The 17,264-nt window shown below is 63.0% G+C and carries 14 protein-coding genes; 8 read left to right on the top strand and 6 right to left on the bottom strand.

Annotation, left to right across the window (positions count from 1 at the left end):
* Positions 1–76 precede the first annotated feature (76 nt).
* From D7T59_RS15130 to D7T59_RS15100, 7 genes are all read left to right on the top strand, one after another.
* Entirely contained in the window at positions 77–1,249 is a 1,173-nt protein-coding gene (locus tag D7T59_RS15130) for a cystathionine gamma-synthase (protein WP_180851349.1), read from the top strand.
* A gap of 40 nt (positions 1,250–1,289) precedes the next feature.
* Positions 1,290–2,120 (top strand): ABC transporter permease, encoded by an 831-nt coding sequence (locus D7T59_RS15125; RefSeq protein ID WP_146268062.1) that lies wholly within the window; start codon positions 1,290–1,292, stop codon positions 2,118–2,120.
* Positions 2,110–3,471, top strand: a complete 1,362-nt coding sequence (locus tag D7T59_RS15120) for an ABC transporter ATP-binding protein (RefSeq protein ID WP_180851351.1) — start codon at positions 2,110–2,112, stop codon at positions 3,469–3,471. Before D7T59_RS15125 ends, D7T59_RS15120 begins: the two co-directional genes overlap by 11 nt.
* 27 nt (positions 3,472–3,498) lie before the next feature.
* Entirely contained in the window at positions 3,499–4,653 is a 1,155-nt protein-coding gene (locus D7T59_RS15115; protein ID WP_180851352.1) for a class I SAM-dependent methyltransferase, read from the top strand.
* Positions 4,654–4,688: 35 nt separating this feature from the next.
* Entirely contained in the window at positions 4,689–5,792 is a 1,104-nt protein-coding gene (locus tag D7T59_RS15110; protein WP_146268060.1) for a glycosyltransferase family protein, read from the top strand.
* Positions 5,789–7,747, top strand: a complete 1,959-nt coding sequence (locus D7T59_RS15105; RefSeq protein ID WP_180851353.1) for a glycosyltransferase family 4 protein — start codon at positions 5,789–5,791, stop codon at positions 7,745–7,747. Before D7T59_RS15110 ends, D7T59_RS15105 begins: the two co-directional genes overlap by 4 nt.
* 85 nt (positions 7,748–7,832) lie before the next feature.
* The gene (locus D7T59_RS15100; protein ID WP_180851354.1) at positions 7,833–9,164 is read left to right on the top strand and encodes a glycosyltransferase; all 1,332 of its coding nucleotides are present in this window, start codon (positions 7,833–7,835) and stop codon (positions 9,162–9,164) included.
* Positions 9,165–9,187: 23 nt separating this feature from the next.
* Here D7T59_RS15100 and wecB read toward each other — a convergent pair whose 3' ends face one another.
* From wecB to D7T59_RS15070, 6 genes are all read right to left on the bottom strand, one after another.
* Positions 9,188–10,330: a non-hydrolyzing UDP-N-acetylglucosamine 2-epimerase gene (gene wecB, locus D7T59_RS15095; RefSeq protein WP_343203082.1), complete on the bottom strand. Its 1,143-nt coding sequence runs from the start codon at positions 10,328–10,330 to the stop codon at positions 9,188–9,190.
* Between the two features lie 60 nt (positions 10,331–10,390).
* A complete protein-coding gene (locus D7T59_RS15090) occupies positions 10,391–11,329 on the bottom strand; it encodes an electron transfer flavoprotein subunit alpha/FixB family protein (RefSeq protein WP_180851355.1) in 939 nt (312 codons plus the stop codon).
* Positions 11,329–12,075, bottom strand: coding sequence for an electron transfer flavoprotein subunit beta/FixA family protein (locus D7T59_RS15085; RefSeq protein WP_057496707.1), 747 nt, complete (start codon positions 12,073–12,075; stop codon positions 11,329–11,331). Before D7T59_RS15085 ends, D7T59_RS15090 begins: the two co-directional genes overlap by 1 nt.
* Before the next feature lie 192 nt (positions 12,076–12,267).
* A complete protein-coding gene (locus D7T59_RS15080; protein WP_180851356.1) occupies positions 12,268–13,596 on the bottom strand; it encodes a hypothetical protein in 1,329 nt (442 codons plus the stop codon).
* Between the two features lie 308 nt (positions 13,597–13,904).
* Complete coding sequence (locus D7T59_RS15075; RefSeq protein WP_180851357.1) at positions 13,905–14,279, bottom strand: SMR family transporter; 375 nt, start codon at positions 14,277–14,279, stop codon at positions 13,905–13,907.
* Between the two features lie 55 nt (positions 14,280–14,334).
* Positions 14,335–15,762, bottom strand: coding sequence for a UbiA family prenyltransferase (locus D7T59_RS15070; RefSeq protein WP_180851358.1), 1,428 nt, complete (start codon positions 15,760–15,762; stop codon positions 14,335–14,337).
* 156 nt (positions 15,763–15,918) lie between these two features.
* On the opposite strand from D7T59_RS15070, the gene D7T59_RS15065 reads away from it, so the two are divergent.
* A complete protein-coding gene (locus D7T59_RS15065; RefSeq protein ID WP_180851359.1) occupies positions 15,919–17,250 on the top strand; it encodes a hypothetical protein in 1,332 nt (443 codons plus the stop codon).
* Positions 17,251–17,264: the final 14 nt, after the last annotated feature.

The raw sequence follows: 17,264 nt of genomic DNA, 5'->3' as shown, positions 1-17,264 counted from the left end.
AAAGGTCGTTAAGGCCGCGCTGATAGACTTCCGCACCTTCGACGGCGCCGAGCTTCGGCGCCCCTCAGGAAAGAACATGTCCAACGCTACTTCCCAGGATCGCGCCCTGGCCCTGGCCACGCTGGCCATCCACGGCGGCCAGTCGCCCGACCCGAGCACCGGTGCGGTGATGCCGCCGATCTACGCCACCTCGACCTATGCACAGTCCAGCCCGGGCGAGCACCAGGGCTTCGAGTACTCGCGTACCCACAACCCGACCCGCTTCGCCTACGAGCGCTGCGTGGCGTCGCTGGAAGGCGGTACCCGCGGCTTTGCCTTCGCCTCGGGCATGGCGGCCAGCTCGACCGTGATCGAGCTGCTGGACGCCGGCAGCCACGTGGTGGCGATGGATGACATCTACGGCGGCAGCTTCCGCCTGTTCGAGCGCGTGCGTCGCCGCACCGCCGGGCTGGACTTCAGCTTCGTCGACCTGACCGATCTGGCCGCCTTCGAAGCGGCCATCACGCCGAAGACGAAGATGGTGTGGATCGAGACCCCGACCAACCCGATGCTGAAGATCGTGGATATCGCCGCGGTCACCGCCATCGCCAAGCGCCATGGCCTGATCGTGGTGGTCGACAACACCTTCGCCTCGCCGATGCTGCAGCGCCCGCTGGAACTGGGCGCCGACCTGGTCCTGCATTCGGCCACCAAGTACCTCAATGGCCACTCGGACATGGTCGGTGGCATGGTGGTGGTTGGCGACAACGCCGAACTGGCCGAGCAGATGGCTTTCCTGCAGAACTCGGTGGGTGGCGTGCAGGGCCCGTTCGACAGCTTCCTGGCCTTGCGTGGCCTGAAGACCCTGCCGCTGCGCATGAAGGCCCACTGCGCCAACGCGCTGGCCCTGGCCCAGTGGCTGGAAAAGCACCCGGCGGTGGAGAAGGTGATCTACCCGGGCCTGCCGTCGCACCCGCAGCACGAACTGGCCGGCAGGCAGATGGCCGGGTACGGCGGCATCGTCTCGATCGTGCTCAAGGGCGGGTTCGAGGCGGCCAAGCGCTTCTGCGAGAAGACCGAGCTGTTCACCTTGGCCGAGTCGCTGGGCGGCGTGGAAAGCCTGGTCAACCACCCGGCAGTGATGACCCATGCCTCGATTCCGGTCGCGCGCCGCGAGCAGCTGGGCATCAGCGATGCGCTGGTACGCCTGAGCGTGGGCGTCGAGGATCTGGGTGACCTGCAGGTGGACCTGGAAAAGGCGCTGGGTTGATGCACGATATCTCTTTGACTATGCAGATCGGGTGCCGCTGATGAGTGGGCGTATTGGAAAGCTGCTGCATACGCTTGTGCTGGGTCCGTGGGCCCAGCTGTGGCGGAACAAGACGTTCACCCTTTCGCTGGTAAGGCGCGAAATTGAAGGGCGTTACCGCGGGGCCTATGGTGGCCTGCTGTGGTACATCATCAATAACCTGATGTTGCTGACCATCTACAGCTTCGTGTTCGGGACGATCTTCAAGGCACGCTGGAACATTCCCGGTGCGGAGGGCAATTTCTCGGTGCCGCTGTTCCTGGGCATGATCATGTTCAACGTATTTGCCGAGTGCATTTCGCGGGCGCCGATCTCGATCACCGGCAATGCGAACTATGTAAAGCGGGTGGTGTTCCCGCTGGAAGTGCTGCCGGTCGTCAACATGGGGGCCGCGCTGTTCAACTTCATGGTGGGTGTGGTGGTACTGGCGTGCCTTGCGTTCGTGCTCGGCGCACACATCCATTGGCAGATCGTCTGGCTTCCCGTCCTGCTGATTCCGGTAGTGCTGCTGGTACTGGGGCTGTCCTGGTTCCTGGCGGCCATTGGCGTGTATGTGCGTGACGTAACCCATATCGTCGGCTTCGTGGTCATCAGCACGATGTTCATGTCGCCGATCTTCTTCCCGGGCAGCGCTTTCCCGGAGAAGTTCAAGTCGTGGATGCTGGCCAATCCGATGACCTTCCCGATCGAGGCGGGCCGGGCAGCCGCGCTGCAAGGGCAGACTCCCGACCTGTTGATCCTGGGCATCATGAGCCTGGTCGGGCTGGTCGTGGCGCATCTGGGATACACCTTGTTCCAGGCCACCAGAAAGGGGTTTGCCGATGTCCTTTGACAGCGTCTTCGAGCACGATCCCGCGCACGAGATCAAGCGCATCATCCCGCCGGAAGAGGTGGTCATTGCCGCGCACGATCTGGGCAAGGCCTACGCGATGTACGCCAAGCCCTCGGATCGCCTGAAGGAAATGTTCATGCCGCCGCTCAGGCGCGTGCTGGGCATGAATGAGGTGGCTTATCACCGCGAGTTCTGGGCGCTGCGTGGCCTTTCCTTCGAGGTCGGCAAGGGCGAGACCGTCGGCATCATCGGCCGTAATGGTTCGGGCAAGTCGACCCTGCTCCAGCTCATCTGCGGCACTCTGCAGCCCACCGAGGGCTCGGTGCGGACCAAGGGGCGGGTTGCCGCGCTGCTGGAGCTGGGCGCGGGTTTCAATCCCGAGTTCACCGGGCGCGAGAATCTGTTGCTGAATGGGCAGGTGCTGGGTTTGACCCGGAGTGAGATCGACCAGCGATTCGACGAGATCGTCGGCTTCGCCGACATCGGGGAGTTCCTTGACCAGCCGGTCAAGACGTACTCCAGCGGCATGTACGTCCGCCTGGGCTTCTCGGTTGCCATCCATACCAGCCCTGAGCTGTTGATCATCGACGAAGCACTTGCCGTGGGTGATGCGAAGTTCAATGCCAAGTGCATGGCACGCATCAAGAAACTCCGCGAGTCCGGTCTTTCGATCCTGTTCGTCTCCCACGATGTTGGCGCGGTGCGCTCGCTGTGTGATCGCAGCATCTGGCTGGACAAGGGGCGCCCGCGCATGTCCGGTTCGGTGTTCGCGGTCACCGCGCAGTACATGCAGAACCTGTTCGAGGAGGATTCGGCACGCCTGGAACACGAGCGCGAAGAGGCGGTGGCCAACGCGACCCAGGAAATCGCTGATGACAAGGCGCAGGAACAGCTGCGCGCGCGCAAGCCGGTCAACCACTGGGGCAGCCATGTCGGCTCCATCCTTGCGGTGGAAACCGAAGCGGCCGATGGCCAGCGTCGCAACATGTTCTTCACCGGTGAGAAGCTGTGCATCCGCATCAAGGCCAGGATTCCGCCATCGGCGAATCGGGAGTGCCTCAGCATGGCGTTCTCGCTGAAGGACATGGCCGGCAGCGACCTGGTGGTGGGTACCACATGGGATTCGCCGCGGCTGCGTCTCGATGCGCAGGGCGATACCGTGGAAGTTGCATTCACGCTTGACTGCAACCTGCGCGAAGGTGACTACGTGCTGGTTGCAGCGCTGGAAGACCGTTCCTCCGACAGCATCCAGTACTTCGAGTACATCGAAGGTGCGCAGTATTTGAAGATATTCATGAAGGAGTTCCGCTACGGTACCTTCATTGTGCCCATCGAGAAGAAGGTGCTTTGATTTCATGAAGATCACGGGAAATCCGCTATGACGAGCATCGACATCAACGGGCAGGACTACTGGGAGTCGCGTTTCCAGCAGGACTGGATCCAGAACGAAGGCCAGAAGCAGAGCCAGTTCTTCGGGATGGTTGCTTGCCGCCTGTTGCCGGCCTGGTTCGTGAATGACGTGAAGCGCAATGGCCTGGGTCTGTGCGACTGGGGCTGTGCGATGGGTGACGGCACGCAGGTGATCAAGTCCGAGTTGGGACTTGATCAGGTGGCCGGCCTGGATTTCTCAGCGTCCGCCATCGAGCAGGCACGCCGCAACTATCCGCAGATCGCGTTCGCCACTGACGATCTCCTGGCGGACGGGGTGGACCTCGACTACGACGTGATCTTTTCCTCCAATACGCTCGAGCATTTCCACGAACCGTGGGACGCGGCAGCCAAGCTGACCGCTCATGCCCGCGAGTATTTCGTCATGCTGGTTCCGTTCCAGGAGTCGCTTGAAGAGCGCCACGAGGAACACTTCTACAGTTTCCACTGGCACAACCTGCAGCGCGATCTTCCCAATGGCTTCCGCCTGGTCCACGTGGGCGTCATCGATGTCGGGCTGCTGCCGGATCCGCAGTACAGTGGCAAACAGCTGCTGGCGATCTATGCATCCGAATCGGCGGCGCAGCGTGTCATGCCTGGGCTGGTGGAGCAGGGGCTGGATCTGCTGGGGCGCTATGGCCATGTGCATGATCGTCTTGCGTCTGTTGCGATGGAGCTGGAGGCCACCATCCGGCAGCGCAACGAGTTGGGCGCGAAGCTGGATGATGCGCTGCGGCAAGGTGACGCGATCCGGGCGGATGTGGAGCGCCTCGCGGCCGAGCAGGCGCGCCAGCTGAACCTCATCGCGGGCCTGGAGCAGGGGCGCAGTGAACTGCGCGATCGGGTGCTGGAGGTGGAGACGCAGCTGAGCAACGCACAGACCGCGGAGCATCAGGCCACATTGCGCGCGGAGGCGGGTGAACGCCGGCATTCCGAGGCTGAGCGCCGGCATTCCGAGGCTGAGCGCCGGCACACCGAGGCAGAGAAGGCACTGCAGAACCTGCAGAAGGAGAACGAGGAGATTGCTCGTCGCCTGGAGCAGGTGTATGCCTCACACTCCTGGCGCCTTACCGCACCCTTCCGTTCAATCCGTCGCCTTTTCTGACGTCGATAAGCAGTAAATCAAAGGAATTTCAGTAGATGGCCAAGAAGCGCCAATTGACCATAGTCTCGCCGTATCCCGCGAATGATCGTTACATGGACGGCTGGATGAGCCGTATCAAGACCATTGACGGCGTGTTCGAAGACTATCCGCGCACCTACATTGACTTCCAGGAATGGTACCCGGCTGCGCAGGAGCCGGAAGTGGTGTACGCGGACGAGCTGATCAAGGCGTATCGCGTCAATCCCCATTCCAAGGCCCATTCCGATTTCGTGGCACGCATCTTCGATGCGGCGGATTTCGTCTACATCCACACGATGCATCAGTGCGAGTACATGCTTCCGCACTTTGACGCGTCCAAGATGTACGTGGACATCCACGGCGTGGTTCCGGAGGAAGAACTGATGCTCGGTTCACCCGAGCGCTCGCGGATCTTCGCCGAGGTCGAACGGCAGATCATCTCCAAGCTCAAGCATGCTTCGGTTGTGACGCTGGCCATGAAGGAGCACTTCCTGGCCAAGTACCCGGACGCTGCAAACGTCGATTTCATCCACGTTCCGGTCTTCGACTTCGGCTCGCTTGGCCAGTCGGTGCAGCGCGTGGCTGCGTCGCGCATCGCGCGGCGGCAGAACGCGCGGCCGACCGCTGTCTATGCCGGTGGTGCCCAGGTCTGGCAGCGGGTGGACGAGATGGCCGACATCATGGCCGCCGCACCGTTCTGCAATTACGAGATCTACTCCCACGATGTGGAAGCATTTGCCCCGAAGCTCTCCAGTCGCGGCATCCCGGTGGAGGTCTTCAAGGGCTACGCGAGCAAGGAAAAGCTGGAGCAGGTCTATCGGTATTCGAACTTTGGATTCGCCCTGCGTGAAGCCTGTACGGTGAATCGGGTGGCGTCGCCGACAAAGCTGTGTGACTACTTCGCACATGGCGTGCTTCCGGTGGTTGATTTCCACCTGATCGGCGATTTCGACGCCTATGGTTACGCCTATGTCGATCATGCCGATTTCCGGGAGGGCTACATTCCCGACCTGCAGACGCAGGACTGGATGATCGACAGGAACCTTGGATGCCTGGAGACGATGTATTCAGATTTCAAGAAGGGAATCACGGCAGTCAAGGATCTGGTGGAAACGGTATGAATCCAATCATCGGCAACAATCAGGCAGCGCATCTGATCGACATTTCTGCAATGCTCGATGCCGTGTTCGGCTGGGCGTCCGACAAGCTGGGCGGCCCGGTTGAGGGCTACAGCACGGAACTGCTTGGCAGTGACCTGACCCGCCTGGCTGCGCATTCGGCGCGCCGTATCGGTTGGGCCCCTTCCCGTGAGCCGGGTCGCCTGGATATCGCGCTGATCGACGGTACCGAGCCGGGGGCCTCGCAGGACAACGGTGCAACGCCTGCTGCCGAAAACCGCCTGCATGTGTTCTTTGCCTTCCCGGGCATGTCCGGCCACAAGTCGGACGAGCTGCTGGCTGGCTACTCGCAGTTGTTCAAGGCCGAGATGGTTGCGGCGACCTGCCTGGAGGCACCTGAAAGTGCCGCGATGGTGCTGGCAGTGATCACCTCGTCGCGTGCGGTGCCGTCCGCGGAATCCTGGTGGGAGTTCGCAGACGCACTCAACACCTTCGGCTCGTTCAAGCTTTCCGACATGTCGCGCAAGCTGCAGTCGGCCTCGGCCGGCCTGAAACACGCCGCCCTGCTTGCCGATGAAATGGTCAACGAAATCTCGACGTTGGCAGTCGAGCGCACCCGCGACCGGCATTCGCTGTGGCGCATCGCCCGCAATCTGCGCCAGGAAGTGCTGGAGCATCGATTCCGCAAGCTGGAACGACCGGTGGTTACGCCGCGCGAGGGTTACTTCCGCAGTGCTGCCGGCCGCCTGCTCAAGAATGCAGGCATGATCCAGACCAACGCGCATGCCGACAGCAGCGTGCTGCAGTCGCTGGCGGTAAGCGCGGTGCGCACCCGATGCGCATTGCTTGTTGCCGAGGACCATACCTTCGGTGGGCTTGAGCAATGGGTCTGTGATTTCGCACGGCACCTGCGTACCAAGAATTTCGTGCCTTACCTGATCGTGCTGGGATCGCCTTCGCTCAACAGCCGCATCGCGCAGCAGTTCCCCGGCGAACTGGTGTACCTGGATGGGCAGTCGGCGTTGCTGGGCGAGACGGTCGCGCGCGGGCGCTTCGAGTCGCTGGTGGTCAGCCATGCCTATGATGGCCTGCACACGATCGAACCCGGTTGCAAGGTCGTCGAGGTGCTGCACAACATCTATTTCTGGCAGCTGCAGGATCCGGCGCTTGAGCGCGAGCGTGCTCGCGTCGACGAGTACATTGCCGTTTCGAGCGAAGTGGCCGACTACGCGTGCGTGTACCAGAAGCTGGCGCGTTCGAAGGTGACAACCGTGCCGCACGGCCTGAACATCGTTGACCTGTATCGTCCGCCGGCGGACTACCTGCGCAGGGCGCGCGGGAAGCGCGATGCGTTCAGGATCCTGTTCGTGGGCAATCTCTACCCGCAGAAGAACGTGATTTGCCTGTTGGAGGCATTTGCCAGGCTCAGGCAGGAGGCGCCGCAGGCGACGCTGCGCATCGCAGGTGCGCTGGCTGAATCGGGGAACGCCGCCAAGGTGGAAGAGACCATCCGCCGGCTGGGCCTTGCCGGTTCGGTTGAACTGCTGGGCTCGCTCAAGCGCCGCGAACTGAGCCGTGAGTATTCCCATGCACACCTGTTCGTGCTCCCCTCCCTGTTCGAAGGCTATGGGTTGGTGAACCTGGAGGCAGCCCACTTCGGCCTGCCGATGGTACTGTCCAATACCGGCTGCGCAGCCGAACTGTCTGCGGGAACGCCGGCTTGCCGGGTTGCCCCCATCGCGGTCACGCACGACAAGCTCAGCCACAAGGAAGTCGCGGAACGCAGCCGTGCGCCGGCCGAGAAGGATGTGGCGGCGCTGTACGGTGAGTTGTCGCATGTCATGCGGAACTATCCGGAGCTGATGGAAGCGGGATTGGCGATGATCGAAGCGCCTCCCTTCAGCACGCTGCAGCAGGCGGGTGATGCGATGCTGGATGTCGTTACGCGGGCGTCCTGAGCGGGTTACGGGTTGGAGCAGGAACAAGGGCTGCGATCGCATGGGTAGCGTCGGTCAAACCGTGACGAACGGTGGCATGCAGGCCATGCGCATCCTGATCTGCGCGCATGACTTCCAGCCCAACCCGTCACCGCAATCAATGCGGGTGACCCAGCTGGCCAGCGGGCTGGCTAGTCTTGGTCATGATGTCCATGTCCTGACCCGGACACGTGGTGCCGGCATGCGACAAATGGAGGACCCGGCCGGTCTGAAGGTGCATCGGACCTCGCCGCAGGGCGTCGAGGCCCTGATTGATGCGACGTCGCACATGCTGGCCCACCTGCGCCGTCTGCGGCGCCGGGCCCCGGCTGCGGGAACACGCCCGCTCCCACAGGTGGCTTCACCGACCGCGCCGTCAACAGGGACGGGGGCGTTGAACCGGAAGGGGCGCGCGATCGCATGGCTGCGCTCGTTCCTGGATGCGCGGGTTTTCCCGGATGGCCGCTCGCGTTGGATCGGTGGTGCCCTGCGTCATGGCCGGCAACTGATCAGCCAGTGGTCGCCGCAGGTGATCATCGGATCACATGAGCCTGCGGCAGGACTGCTGTTGGCGTCTGCGCTCTCGCGCGAGTCCGGCATTCCTTTCGTTGCCGAGCTTGGTGATCCCGTGCTGACGTCCTACACCCCCGAACGCTGGAGGGCGGCGTCGCTCGAGCTTGAACGGCGGGTTTGCCACGAGGCTGGCGCCATTGTCGTTACCTCCGAGGCCACCGCGGCCCTGATGCAGGAGCGGCATGGTCCCGGGATCGCGCCGCTCAGCGTGATTCCGCAGGGATTCGCCAGGGTGGAACCGCCGCTGCCCGAGGTTGCCAGGTCGGCCGGCGGATTGCAGCTGGTCTACACGGGGCGCTTCTATCCGTTCCGCGACCCCATGCCGCTGGTCCGCGCGGTGCTGGCATCGCCCGGCTGCACGCTCACCATCGCAGGCCCGGGCCTGCCACCAGAACTGGCGAAAGCGTGCGCGGAGCATCCGCAGGTCCTGCGATTTGCCGGAAGCCTGGATCATTCCCAGGCCATCGAACTGCAGCGCGGTGCGGATGTCCTGGTCAACATCGGCAACGCAGGCATGACCCAGATCCCGGGCAAGCTGCTGGAATACCTGGGTTCGGGCCGGCCGGTACTGCATCTGCAGCCGGATGCCGCCGATCCGGCGGCCGCCATCATCGGCAGGGAGCGTTGCGGGTTTCTGGCCGCCAATGAGGTTGCTGCGATCAGCGCGCTTCTGCACGAACTGCTGCGGCGCAAGCAGCAAGGGCGGCTGGATGAAGGCCTGCGCCTGGGGCCGGATGCTTTCGCCGAGTATCGTTGGGATCGCCTGGCTGAGCGCCTGGCCGCGGTCTGTCGTGATGCGGCGATGGCGGGGCAACGACAAGCCTAGCTTGCCGTTGCCCGCGCATCGGGTCAGGCCGGCATCGCCTCGCCCTGGATCAAGGCAGCAATGCGTGCAGCGGCCTTGCCATCACCGTACGGATTATGGGCATGTGCCATTGACTGGTAGGCGGCTTCGTCGTCGAGCAGGCGGGTGGCCTCAGCCACGATCCTGCCAGCATCGGTGCCAACCAGCAGTACGGTGCCTGCGTCCACCGCTTCAGGGCGCTCGGTGGTATCGCGCATCACCAGCACCGGCTTGCCCAGCGACGGGGCTTCCTCCTGCACGCCACCGGAGTCGGTGATGATCAGCGTCGACTGGGTCATCAGGTACACGAACGGCAGGTAATCCTGCGGCTCGATCAGGACCACGCCCGGGGCATCGGCGAGGATCCGGTTGACCGGTCCCTGCACGTTGGGATTGAGGTGGACCGGATAGACGATCTGCGTATCGCCGCGTGCGGCCAGCGCCTTCAGTGCTTCGCAGATGCTTTCGAAGCCGCTGCCGAAGTTTTCGCGGCGATGCCCGGTCACCAGCACCAGCCGCTTGGAGGCGTCGAGGAACGGGAAGCGGGCCCGCATCGATTCAATCAGCGCAGTGTCGTGCTTCAGCTTGTCGGCGACGGTGAGCAGGGCATCGATCACGGTGTTGCCGGTCACGTGGACATCGCTGCTCGACGTGCCTTCGGCCAGCAGGTTGTCACGCGAGCGGGTGGTCGGTGCAAAATGCAGGCGGGTCAGCGGCCCGGTCAGGCGGCGATTGGCCTCTTCGGGCCACGGTGCATAGATGTCGCCGGTGCGCAGCCCTGCTTCCACATGGCCCACGGCCACGCGGTTGTAGAAGGCCGCCAGCGCGCTGGCCAGCGTGGTGCTGGTATCGCCATGCACGAGCACCAGGTCCGGCTTGTGCTCGGCGATCACCGCCGTCATGCCGGTCAGGATCTTGGCGAACAGGCCCGCCAGGGTCTGGCCAGGCTCCATCACGTTGAGGTCGACGTCCGGCGTGATGCCGAACAGGTCCATGACCTGATCGAGCATCTGCCGATGCTGCGCAGTAACCGCAACGATCGTCTCGATCTCAGGCCGGGCCTTCAGCGCTTCCACCACCGGGGCCATCTTGATGGCTTCCGGGCGGGTGCCGAAGACCACCATTACCTTCTTGTAGGGAGTACTCACGATTACCTGCTTGGATTCAGAGGGACAGTGCCGCTGGCCGGAGCCAGCGGCAGGTGCACGTCAAAGTGCCTTTTCCAGCTCCGGCAGGATCGCGAACAGATCTCCCACCAGGCCGATGTCGGCGATCTCGAAGATCGGCGCGTCGCCGTCCTTGTTGATCGCGACGATGGTGCCGGCATCCTTGATGCCAGTCAGATGCTGGATTGCGCCACTGATGCCGACCGCCACATACAGCTCCGGCGCGATGATCTTGCCGGTCTGGCCGACCTGCAGGTCACTGGGCACGTAACCGGCATCGACTGCGGCGCGCGAAGCACCCACAGCGGCGCCGAGCTTGTCGGCCAGCTGGAAGATGACCTTGAAGTTTTCTTCCGAGCCGACGCCACGGCCGCCGGAGACCACGCGCTTGGCGCTCTGCAGGTCCGGGCGGTCGCTGGCACCGGCGGCCAGGCCGACGAAGCGGGTGTGGCCTGGCAGCGCGACATCGACATTGGCGGCTTCAATCGCGGCACTGCCGCCCTGGCCGGCTTCCGGCCACGACGCGGCACGCACGGTGGCGACCACGATCTGGTCGGCGGGCGCTTCCACGGTGATGATCGCGTTGCCGGCGTAGATCGGACGCTTGAAGGTGTGGCTGCCTTCGACGCTCATCAGGTCGGAGACCTGGTTGACGCCGAGCAGGGCGGCCACGCACGGCATCAGGTCCTTGCCGAAGGTGGTGGACGGGCCGAACACGTGGGTGTAGCCCTTGGCCAGCTGGGCGATCTGCGGCGCCAACACCTGGGCGATGGCCTGGGCGTTGGCCGCGTTGGCCACGCTCAGGACCTTGGCAACGCCACTGATCTTCGCCGCTTCGGCGGCGACGGTGGCCGGATCGGCGGCCAGTACCAGCACGTCGATGCTGGCACCGCTGATGGCGGCGGCGGCGCTGACGGTCTTGGCGGTGGCGGCGTTGAGCTTGCCGTCGTGGTGCTCGGCGATGACGAGAATCTTGCTCATTACAGCAGCCCCTTCTGCTTGAGTGCGGCAACCAGTTCGGCCGCGTCCTTGACCATCACGCCCTTGCTGCGCTTGGACGGCGCGGCGTAGTGGGTGGTCTTGAAGGTGTCGGCGGCTTCAACGCCGAGGTCGGCCAGCTGCAGGGTTTCCAGCGGCTTGGCCTTGGCCTTCATGATGTCCGGCAGCTTGATGAAGCGCGGCTCGTTCAGGCGCAGGTCGGTGGTGACCACGGCCGGCAGGTCCACTTCCAGCGTTTCCAGGCCGGCGTCGACTTCGCGGGTCACCGTGGCCTTGCCGTCGGCGATCTCGAGCTTGCTGGCGAAGGTCGCCTGCGGTCGGCCCCACAGCGTGGCCAGCATCTGGCCCGTCTGGTTGGCGTCGTCGTCGATGGCCTGCTTGCCGAGGATCACCAGGTCCGGCTGTTCCTTCTCGATCAGCTTGAGCAGGGTGCGCGAGGCGGTCAGCGGCTGGATGGCCTGGTCGGTGACGACGTGGATGGCACGGTTGGCGCCCATGGCCAGGCCGTTGCGCAGATGTGCCTGGGCGTCGGCCGGGGCGATGGTGGCAACCACCACTTCGCTGGCGATGCCCTTGTCGCGCAGGCGCAGGGCTTCTTCCAGGGCGATTTCATCGAAGGGATTGGGCGACAGCTTGACGCCATCGGTGACCACGCCGGAACCGTCCGGCTTGACCTGAATGCGGACGTTGTAGTCCACCACGCGCTTGTACGCGACGAGGATTTTCATCTGGTACGGGGTCCTTCACTAAACAGGGAGAACATCCGGTCCTGGAACAGCAACCGGTTCGGGGGTGGGACCCCGATTCTAGCTGGCTTGGGGTGACCATGCGAATGCGTATGGTGGCGCCCGCCCGGCAGGTGTTCGATTCGATCAGCGCCAGGGTTCCATGTACCTGGCGCCGGTCGTCCAGACCGCTGTCTATCTGCAGAGCTTGGAGAAGCCGATCCAGTCGCCGATCTGCTGCGGACCTTCACATGCCGTGTTGTCCATTCCGGAGACCTGATACTCGACATCCTTGATGCCGAGGACGTGCTGCGTGTGATAAAGGGTGGAGAAACCAAAGAACTGCGGAGCCGCGACAATCACGTGCTCGCCCTGCTGGTATTGCGCACTGATGGCCCGGTTGGCCTGCATTGCGGGACGAAGGGCGAAATCACGGGTGTACTGCGCCACGCCGGCAAAGACCAGGACGGCGTTGACCAGCATCACCAGGCTGGCAAGCGAAGATGCAACGCGGACTCCCCTGATCGTAGATCCTGAACAGACGAGCAGTACAAGTATCAGGGCGAGGTACAGGAACGGGACATAGCGAGCCCACCAGGGCGCTGCATGCGCGATGGCCATGACCACCAGATACGCTACGGCAGCCAGCAGGTACCAGTGATTGATACCCTGGCGGCGATTGCGCCGTTCCAGCACCAGTGCAAGAGCAATTGCCACTGCGGCAATCACCAGCGCAAGTGAGAACAAGGGGCCGAATCCGGCGAATCGCGGATCCGGTGCACCCGATTGTTTGATCTCGTCCATGGCGAAGGTGCCTGGAATCTTCATGCCCGGGAACGTAGCGGCGTTCGACGTGTGGGCGAGCAGTGATTCTGCAAGTGTCCGGATCCGCGGCTTCTCAAGCACCGATGCCTCGGCCTGTCCACGCAGAACGATATCCGTACCGGTAACCGGGTAGCCGATATCCAGGTCCGAGGCGATGTGGTTGAGGTAGGGGTGGGACAGGGCAATCGCTCCCAGCAGGGACCAGGTCGCAATCTCTTTCAGACCAGGGCGGCGTACCACCAGGAATGGAAGCGCAAGCATCGCTGCGTACCGGGCACCGGTGAACTTCACGAGCACTTCCACCTGCCAGCGGTTCGGCAGGTACTGCCTGAAGAAAATGCGCGCATAGACGAACGGGGCGATTGCAAGAAGCAGGTTCAGTGCCTTGCCGGACTCCCATCCAAATCCGTAGTCCATCAAGGCTGCACTGAACAGCCAGGACAGGTTCGGGTAGTGGCTGACCCACAGGGCGTTCTGATTGCCGTCCCATACGCTGGGCGAATAGTAGATCTCGTTTCGCGTAGCGGCCCAGTCGGAAAAATCCGGGAAAAGCCACGGATTCCAGCCATCGTGCAGCGCGACAATGGCGACCTTGTGGTACATGTTGCCGTTCCATGTCGAGTCCGGCACGATGTTCAACAGCAGTGCGGACAGGGAAAGGACCAGCACTGCCTTGACCGCAGGGGCGGCCCAGGCCACGCCGATGCGGGGTGCAAGAACAAGGAACGTCAGGATGGGCAGTATGCAGAACGCTGCCTTTACGCCGCTGTAGGCGGCGAGCGCTTTCGAAATGGCAAGCAGGACAACCAGTCCAAGACGCTCATGGCCACCCCGTTAACAGCGGTAGTTTTCTGATTCTGCATGTTTACTGTGCTCTCTGGCACGTTGGCGCGGCATCACCCGCGATCGGTAGAGCGGCGACCTGTCGTGGGCGAGCCGTTCTGTGCACCCTGTCCGTGGAATGCCGGGCGGGAATCACCAATGCAGTGGTTCCAGCAGGCGCAGAATCAGCTCTTGGTCACAAGGAAAACGCCGAGACAGATCAGTCCGACGCCCGCGATTTTCATGGCGCTGATCGGCTCGCGAAAGAAAAAGTACGCTGCGGCGACAACAATGACGTAGCCTACGCTGTTGAATGGATAGGCGAAGCTGACCTGTACCTTGGACAGGACGTACATCCAGAGCACGAGACTCGCCGCAAAGCACGACAGCCCTGAGAATACCCAGGGGTTGAACACGATCCTGATTCCGCTCACCGCCAGAGGAAGCAGTCCGTCGCCGGTAACCAGCGCCACCTTGGGCATGCCTTGGCGAAGTAGGATCTGCGCCGTTGCATTGAGTGCAACTGAAAGCAGGATGGCGGGAATATAGGCCAGGTACATGCTTCGTGTCCGGTGGGAGCTGAATTGAAGATCGGGCGTGCCAGACGACTTTCGATTACCGGGCGATCGTTGCACCGGCGACGATGAGGATCGAAAGCAGCGCGACGATCAGGCTGACGCGATCCCTGGCAGCGAACACGATTGGGTCGTCATGCATGCCGCCGCGGTGCGCGATGATCCAGACCCGGCTGATCCAGTACAGCAAGACCGGACAGAGAAGCCATAGGACACGTGGGTTGCGGTACAGCTCCAGGCTGTCAGGACTGTTTATGTAGAGGGCAAACACCAGGATGCCGATGTAGCCAGCGGCAGCTCCAAGAGACTGGATCAACGGTAGATCCGATACGTCGTAGCCCCGCCCAGCGACCTTCTGCTTCCCCGAGCCGGACATCACGGCCAGCTCGGTATAGCGCTTGACCAACGCGAGGCTGAGGAAAATAAACATGGAGAAGGCCAGCAGCCAGAACGACAGCTCTGCGCCGATGGCGACCGCACCGCCAATGATGCGAATGGTATAGAGCGCGGCAAGCATGACCACGTCGATCATTACGATTCGTTTGAGAACAAACGAATACATCAGGGTCATCACGTAGTAGACCAGCAATACCAGGGCGAATGCCGGGCTGTTCCACAACGCCAACGCGAATCCGGCCAGGGTCAACAGCGGAGCCGCCAGCAGGCCATGCAGCAGAGGCAGATCGCCGGCTGCGAAGGGGCGCTTGCGCTTGCGTGCGTGCTTTCGATCCGGGGTGAGGTCGAGCAGGTCGTTGAGCAGGTAAACACCTGATGCGCACAGTCCGAACGCGAAGAAGGCAACCGCTGCCTCAAGAAGTGAGGTCGGGTCGAAGAAGCGATGTGCAGTCAGCAGCGGGACGAGTACAAGAAGATTCTTCGCCCACTGGTAGATCCGCAGCGCCTTGATCCAGGAGCGGAGGCCACCGCCACGGGCCGGCCAATGGGCATGCACGGCCGTCTGCCGGGCCGCGCTGGCGGCGAGCCCGGCGCCAGCGTTGACCACGTAGGCGCCTCCAGCATGCTTCCAGACCTGCAGGTCCACGCTGGCATTGCCCATGTAGTCGTAGTGGCTCGCGCCGAAGCGCGCATTGAGCGCGTCGGCCTTGTGATGGCCTGCAAGGTTGCGCTGGCCATCGCTGGCCATGACTTCATCGAATACGCCCAGATGGGCAGCGATGGCGTTGACCAGGCCGCTGTCCGACGCAGAGCAGAGCACGCGCGGCCTCTGTTCTGTCGTTTTCAGCAGCTCCAGCACGCGTTCGTCGTAGGGCAGGAATTCAACCGGCAGCGTGACCCGCGAGGCAATCTCCCGCTTCAGTGCGGCCTTGCCGCGCAGCAGCCACAGCGGCAGCAGGAAGACGTACAAGGGATTGCTGGCCAGCAGGGTCAGCAGGGATTCGTACAGCAGATCCGATCGCAACAGGGTGCCATCCAGATCTACGCAAAGCGCGTGATCAGTTCGTTGCATTCGAAATCCGCCGGATTCCCTGTATGCTTCAGGCTCGGGAGTGCCTGAACTCGGGCCGAAGTATAGCTGCTGGTTCCGCAGCCAACACGGCAGGGCCTGCTGCCTGGTGGCCCGCCCCCGATACTGCCGCCCATGCGGCGCCAGCCCAGCTTTCGTATGCCACAGATCCTCCGTCCATCTTTATCCGCCAGCCTGGTGCTGCTGTGTGTCGCAGGCGTTCTCCTGCGCGTGGCGTTTCTGGTGGTTATCCCGGTTGTGCCGATTTCGGATTTTGCCCGGTATCTGGAGGTGGCAACCAATGTCGCGAACGGGAGCGGGCTCTCGGTATCGGGTTCCCCCTTCATCTCGCAGCCACCGCTGTATCCCGGACTCCTGGGCGCATGGCTGTCGCTGTTCGGCGTGCATGTCATCGCGGCCAAGGCATTGAATCTGCTCTTGTCGTCGTCAACCCTGGCCCTCTGGGCCTGGGCCTGCCCCAGGACGGGCATGCGTCCGGGGTGGCAATTGGCCAGCCTGGCCGTTCTGACTTTCCATCCAGCGCTGGTGGCCTATACGGGGTTGCTGGGTACCGAAACGCTTGCTGTATTCCTGGCCGTCCTCGCCTTTGCGCTGACGACACTGCCGATGCGTGCGGCCATGCCTGCGCTGCTTGGCATTGTCCTTGCCCTGGTCGCGTTGAATCGCCCGCAGCTGCTGCCGTTGCCGGTCGGGCTGGTGATCGGTGTCCTGGCGGGCCGGGGCGGCTTGAGCCGGATACGGAGCTGCCTGGTGATCCTGGTGGCGTTCCTTGCCGTACTTTTGCCCTGGATCATGCGCAACGAGCTGCTGTTCGATCGTGTCGTACCCGTAAGTGCCAACAGCGGGTACGTGCTGATGGTCAACAACAATGCACTCAATCGGTCCGGGAACTGGATGCCGCTGAGCCAGGTCCCCTTGTCCGAACATCAACTGCAGCGCTTCCAGGGCGAAGCCGCAGTTCCCATGTCCTTCTTCGACGAGGGCGATGAGGATGCCAAGATCCTGCAGTGGACGCCTGCTGCAGACGGCGTGGCACGTTCCGTGGCGTTGGACTGGATGCGCCAGAATCCTGTCCAGGTGCTGCACCTGGCTATGTTGCGACTGGAGAGCAGCCTTGATCCGGCGACGCTGATGTACTGGCCCTTGGTCGATCTTGGGGGCGCGCCTCGCTGGCTGGTATGGGGTGTTGGGGGGCTGAACCTGATGCTGGTGCTTCTCGCAGCGATTGGGACGTTCCGCTTGCTACCACAGGCACGGCAGCTCACGTTGACCCAACTGATGGCGCTGGGGACGGTGGCCCTGGGTGTGCTGTCCATCGCCATGTTCGAGGGTCAGGGGCGCTACCTGATTCCGCTCGTTCCGGCGATGTTGATCCTGGCAGGTGGACGATCCAGTGGCAGCGGAACTACGGTCTGGGCAGGGCCCGGTCACGCAGGAGCCGGCTTCGGGAAGGTATCCTCTACGTCCTGAGAGCGCTGCCGGGT

It is taken from the genome of Stenotrophomonas maltophilia (assembly GCF_013464915.1).
In the GTDB taxonomy this organism is placed as follows: domain Bacteria; phylum Pseudomonadota; class Gammaproteobacteria; order Xanthomonadales; family Xanthomonadaceae; genus Stenotrophomonas; species Stenotrophomonas maltophilia_AT.
The sequence above is the reverse complement of the archived record's forward strand: the minus strand, read 5'-3'. Positions and strand labels throughout refer to the sequence as shown.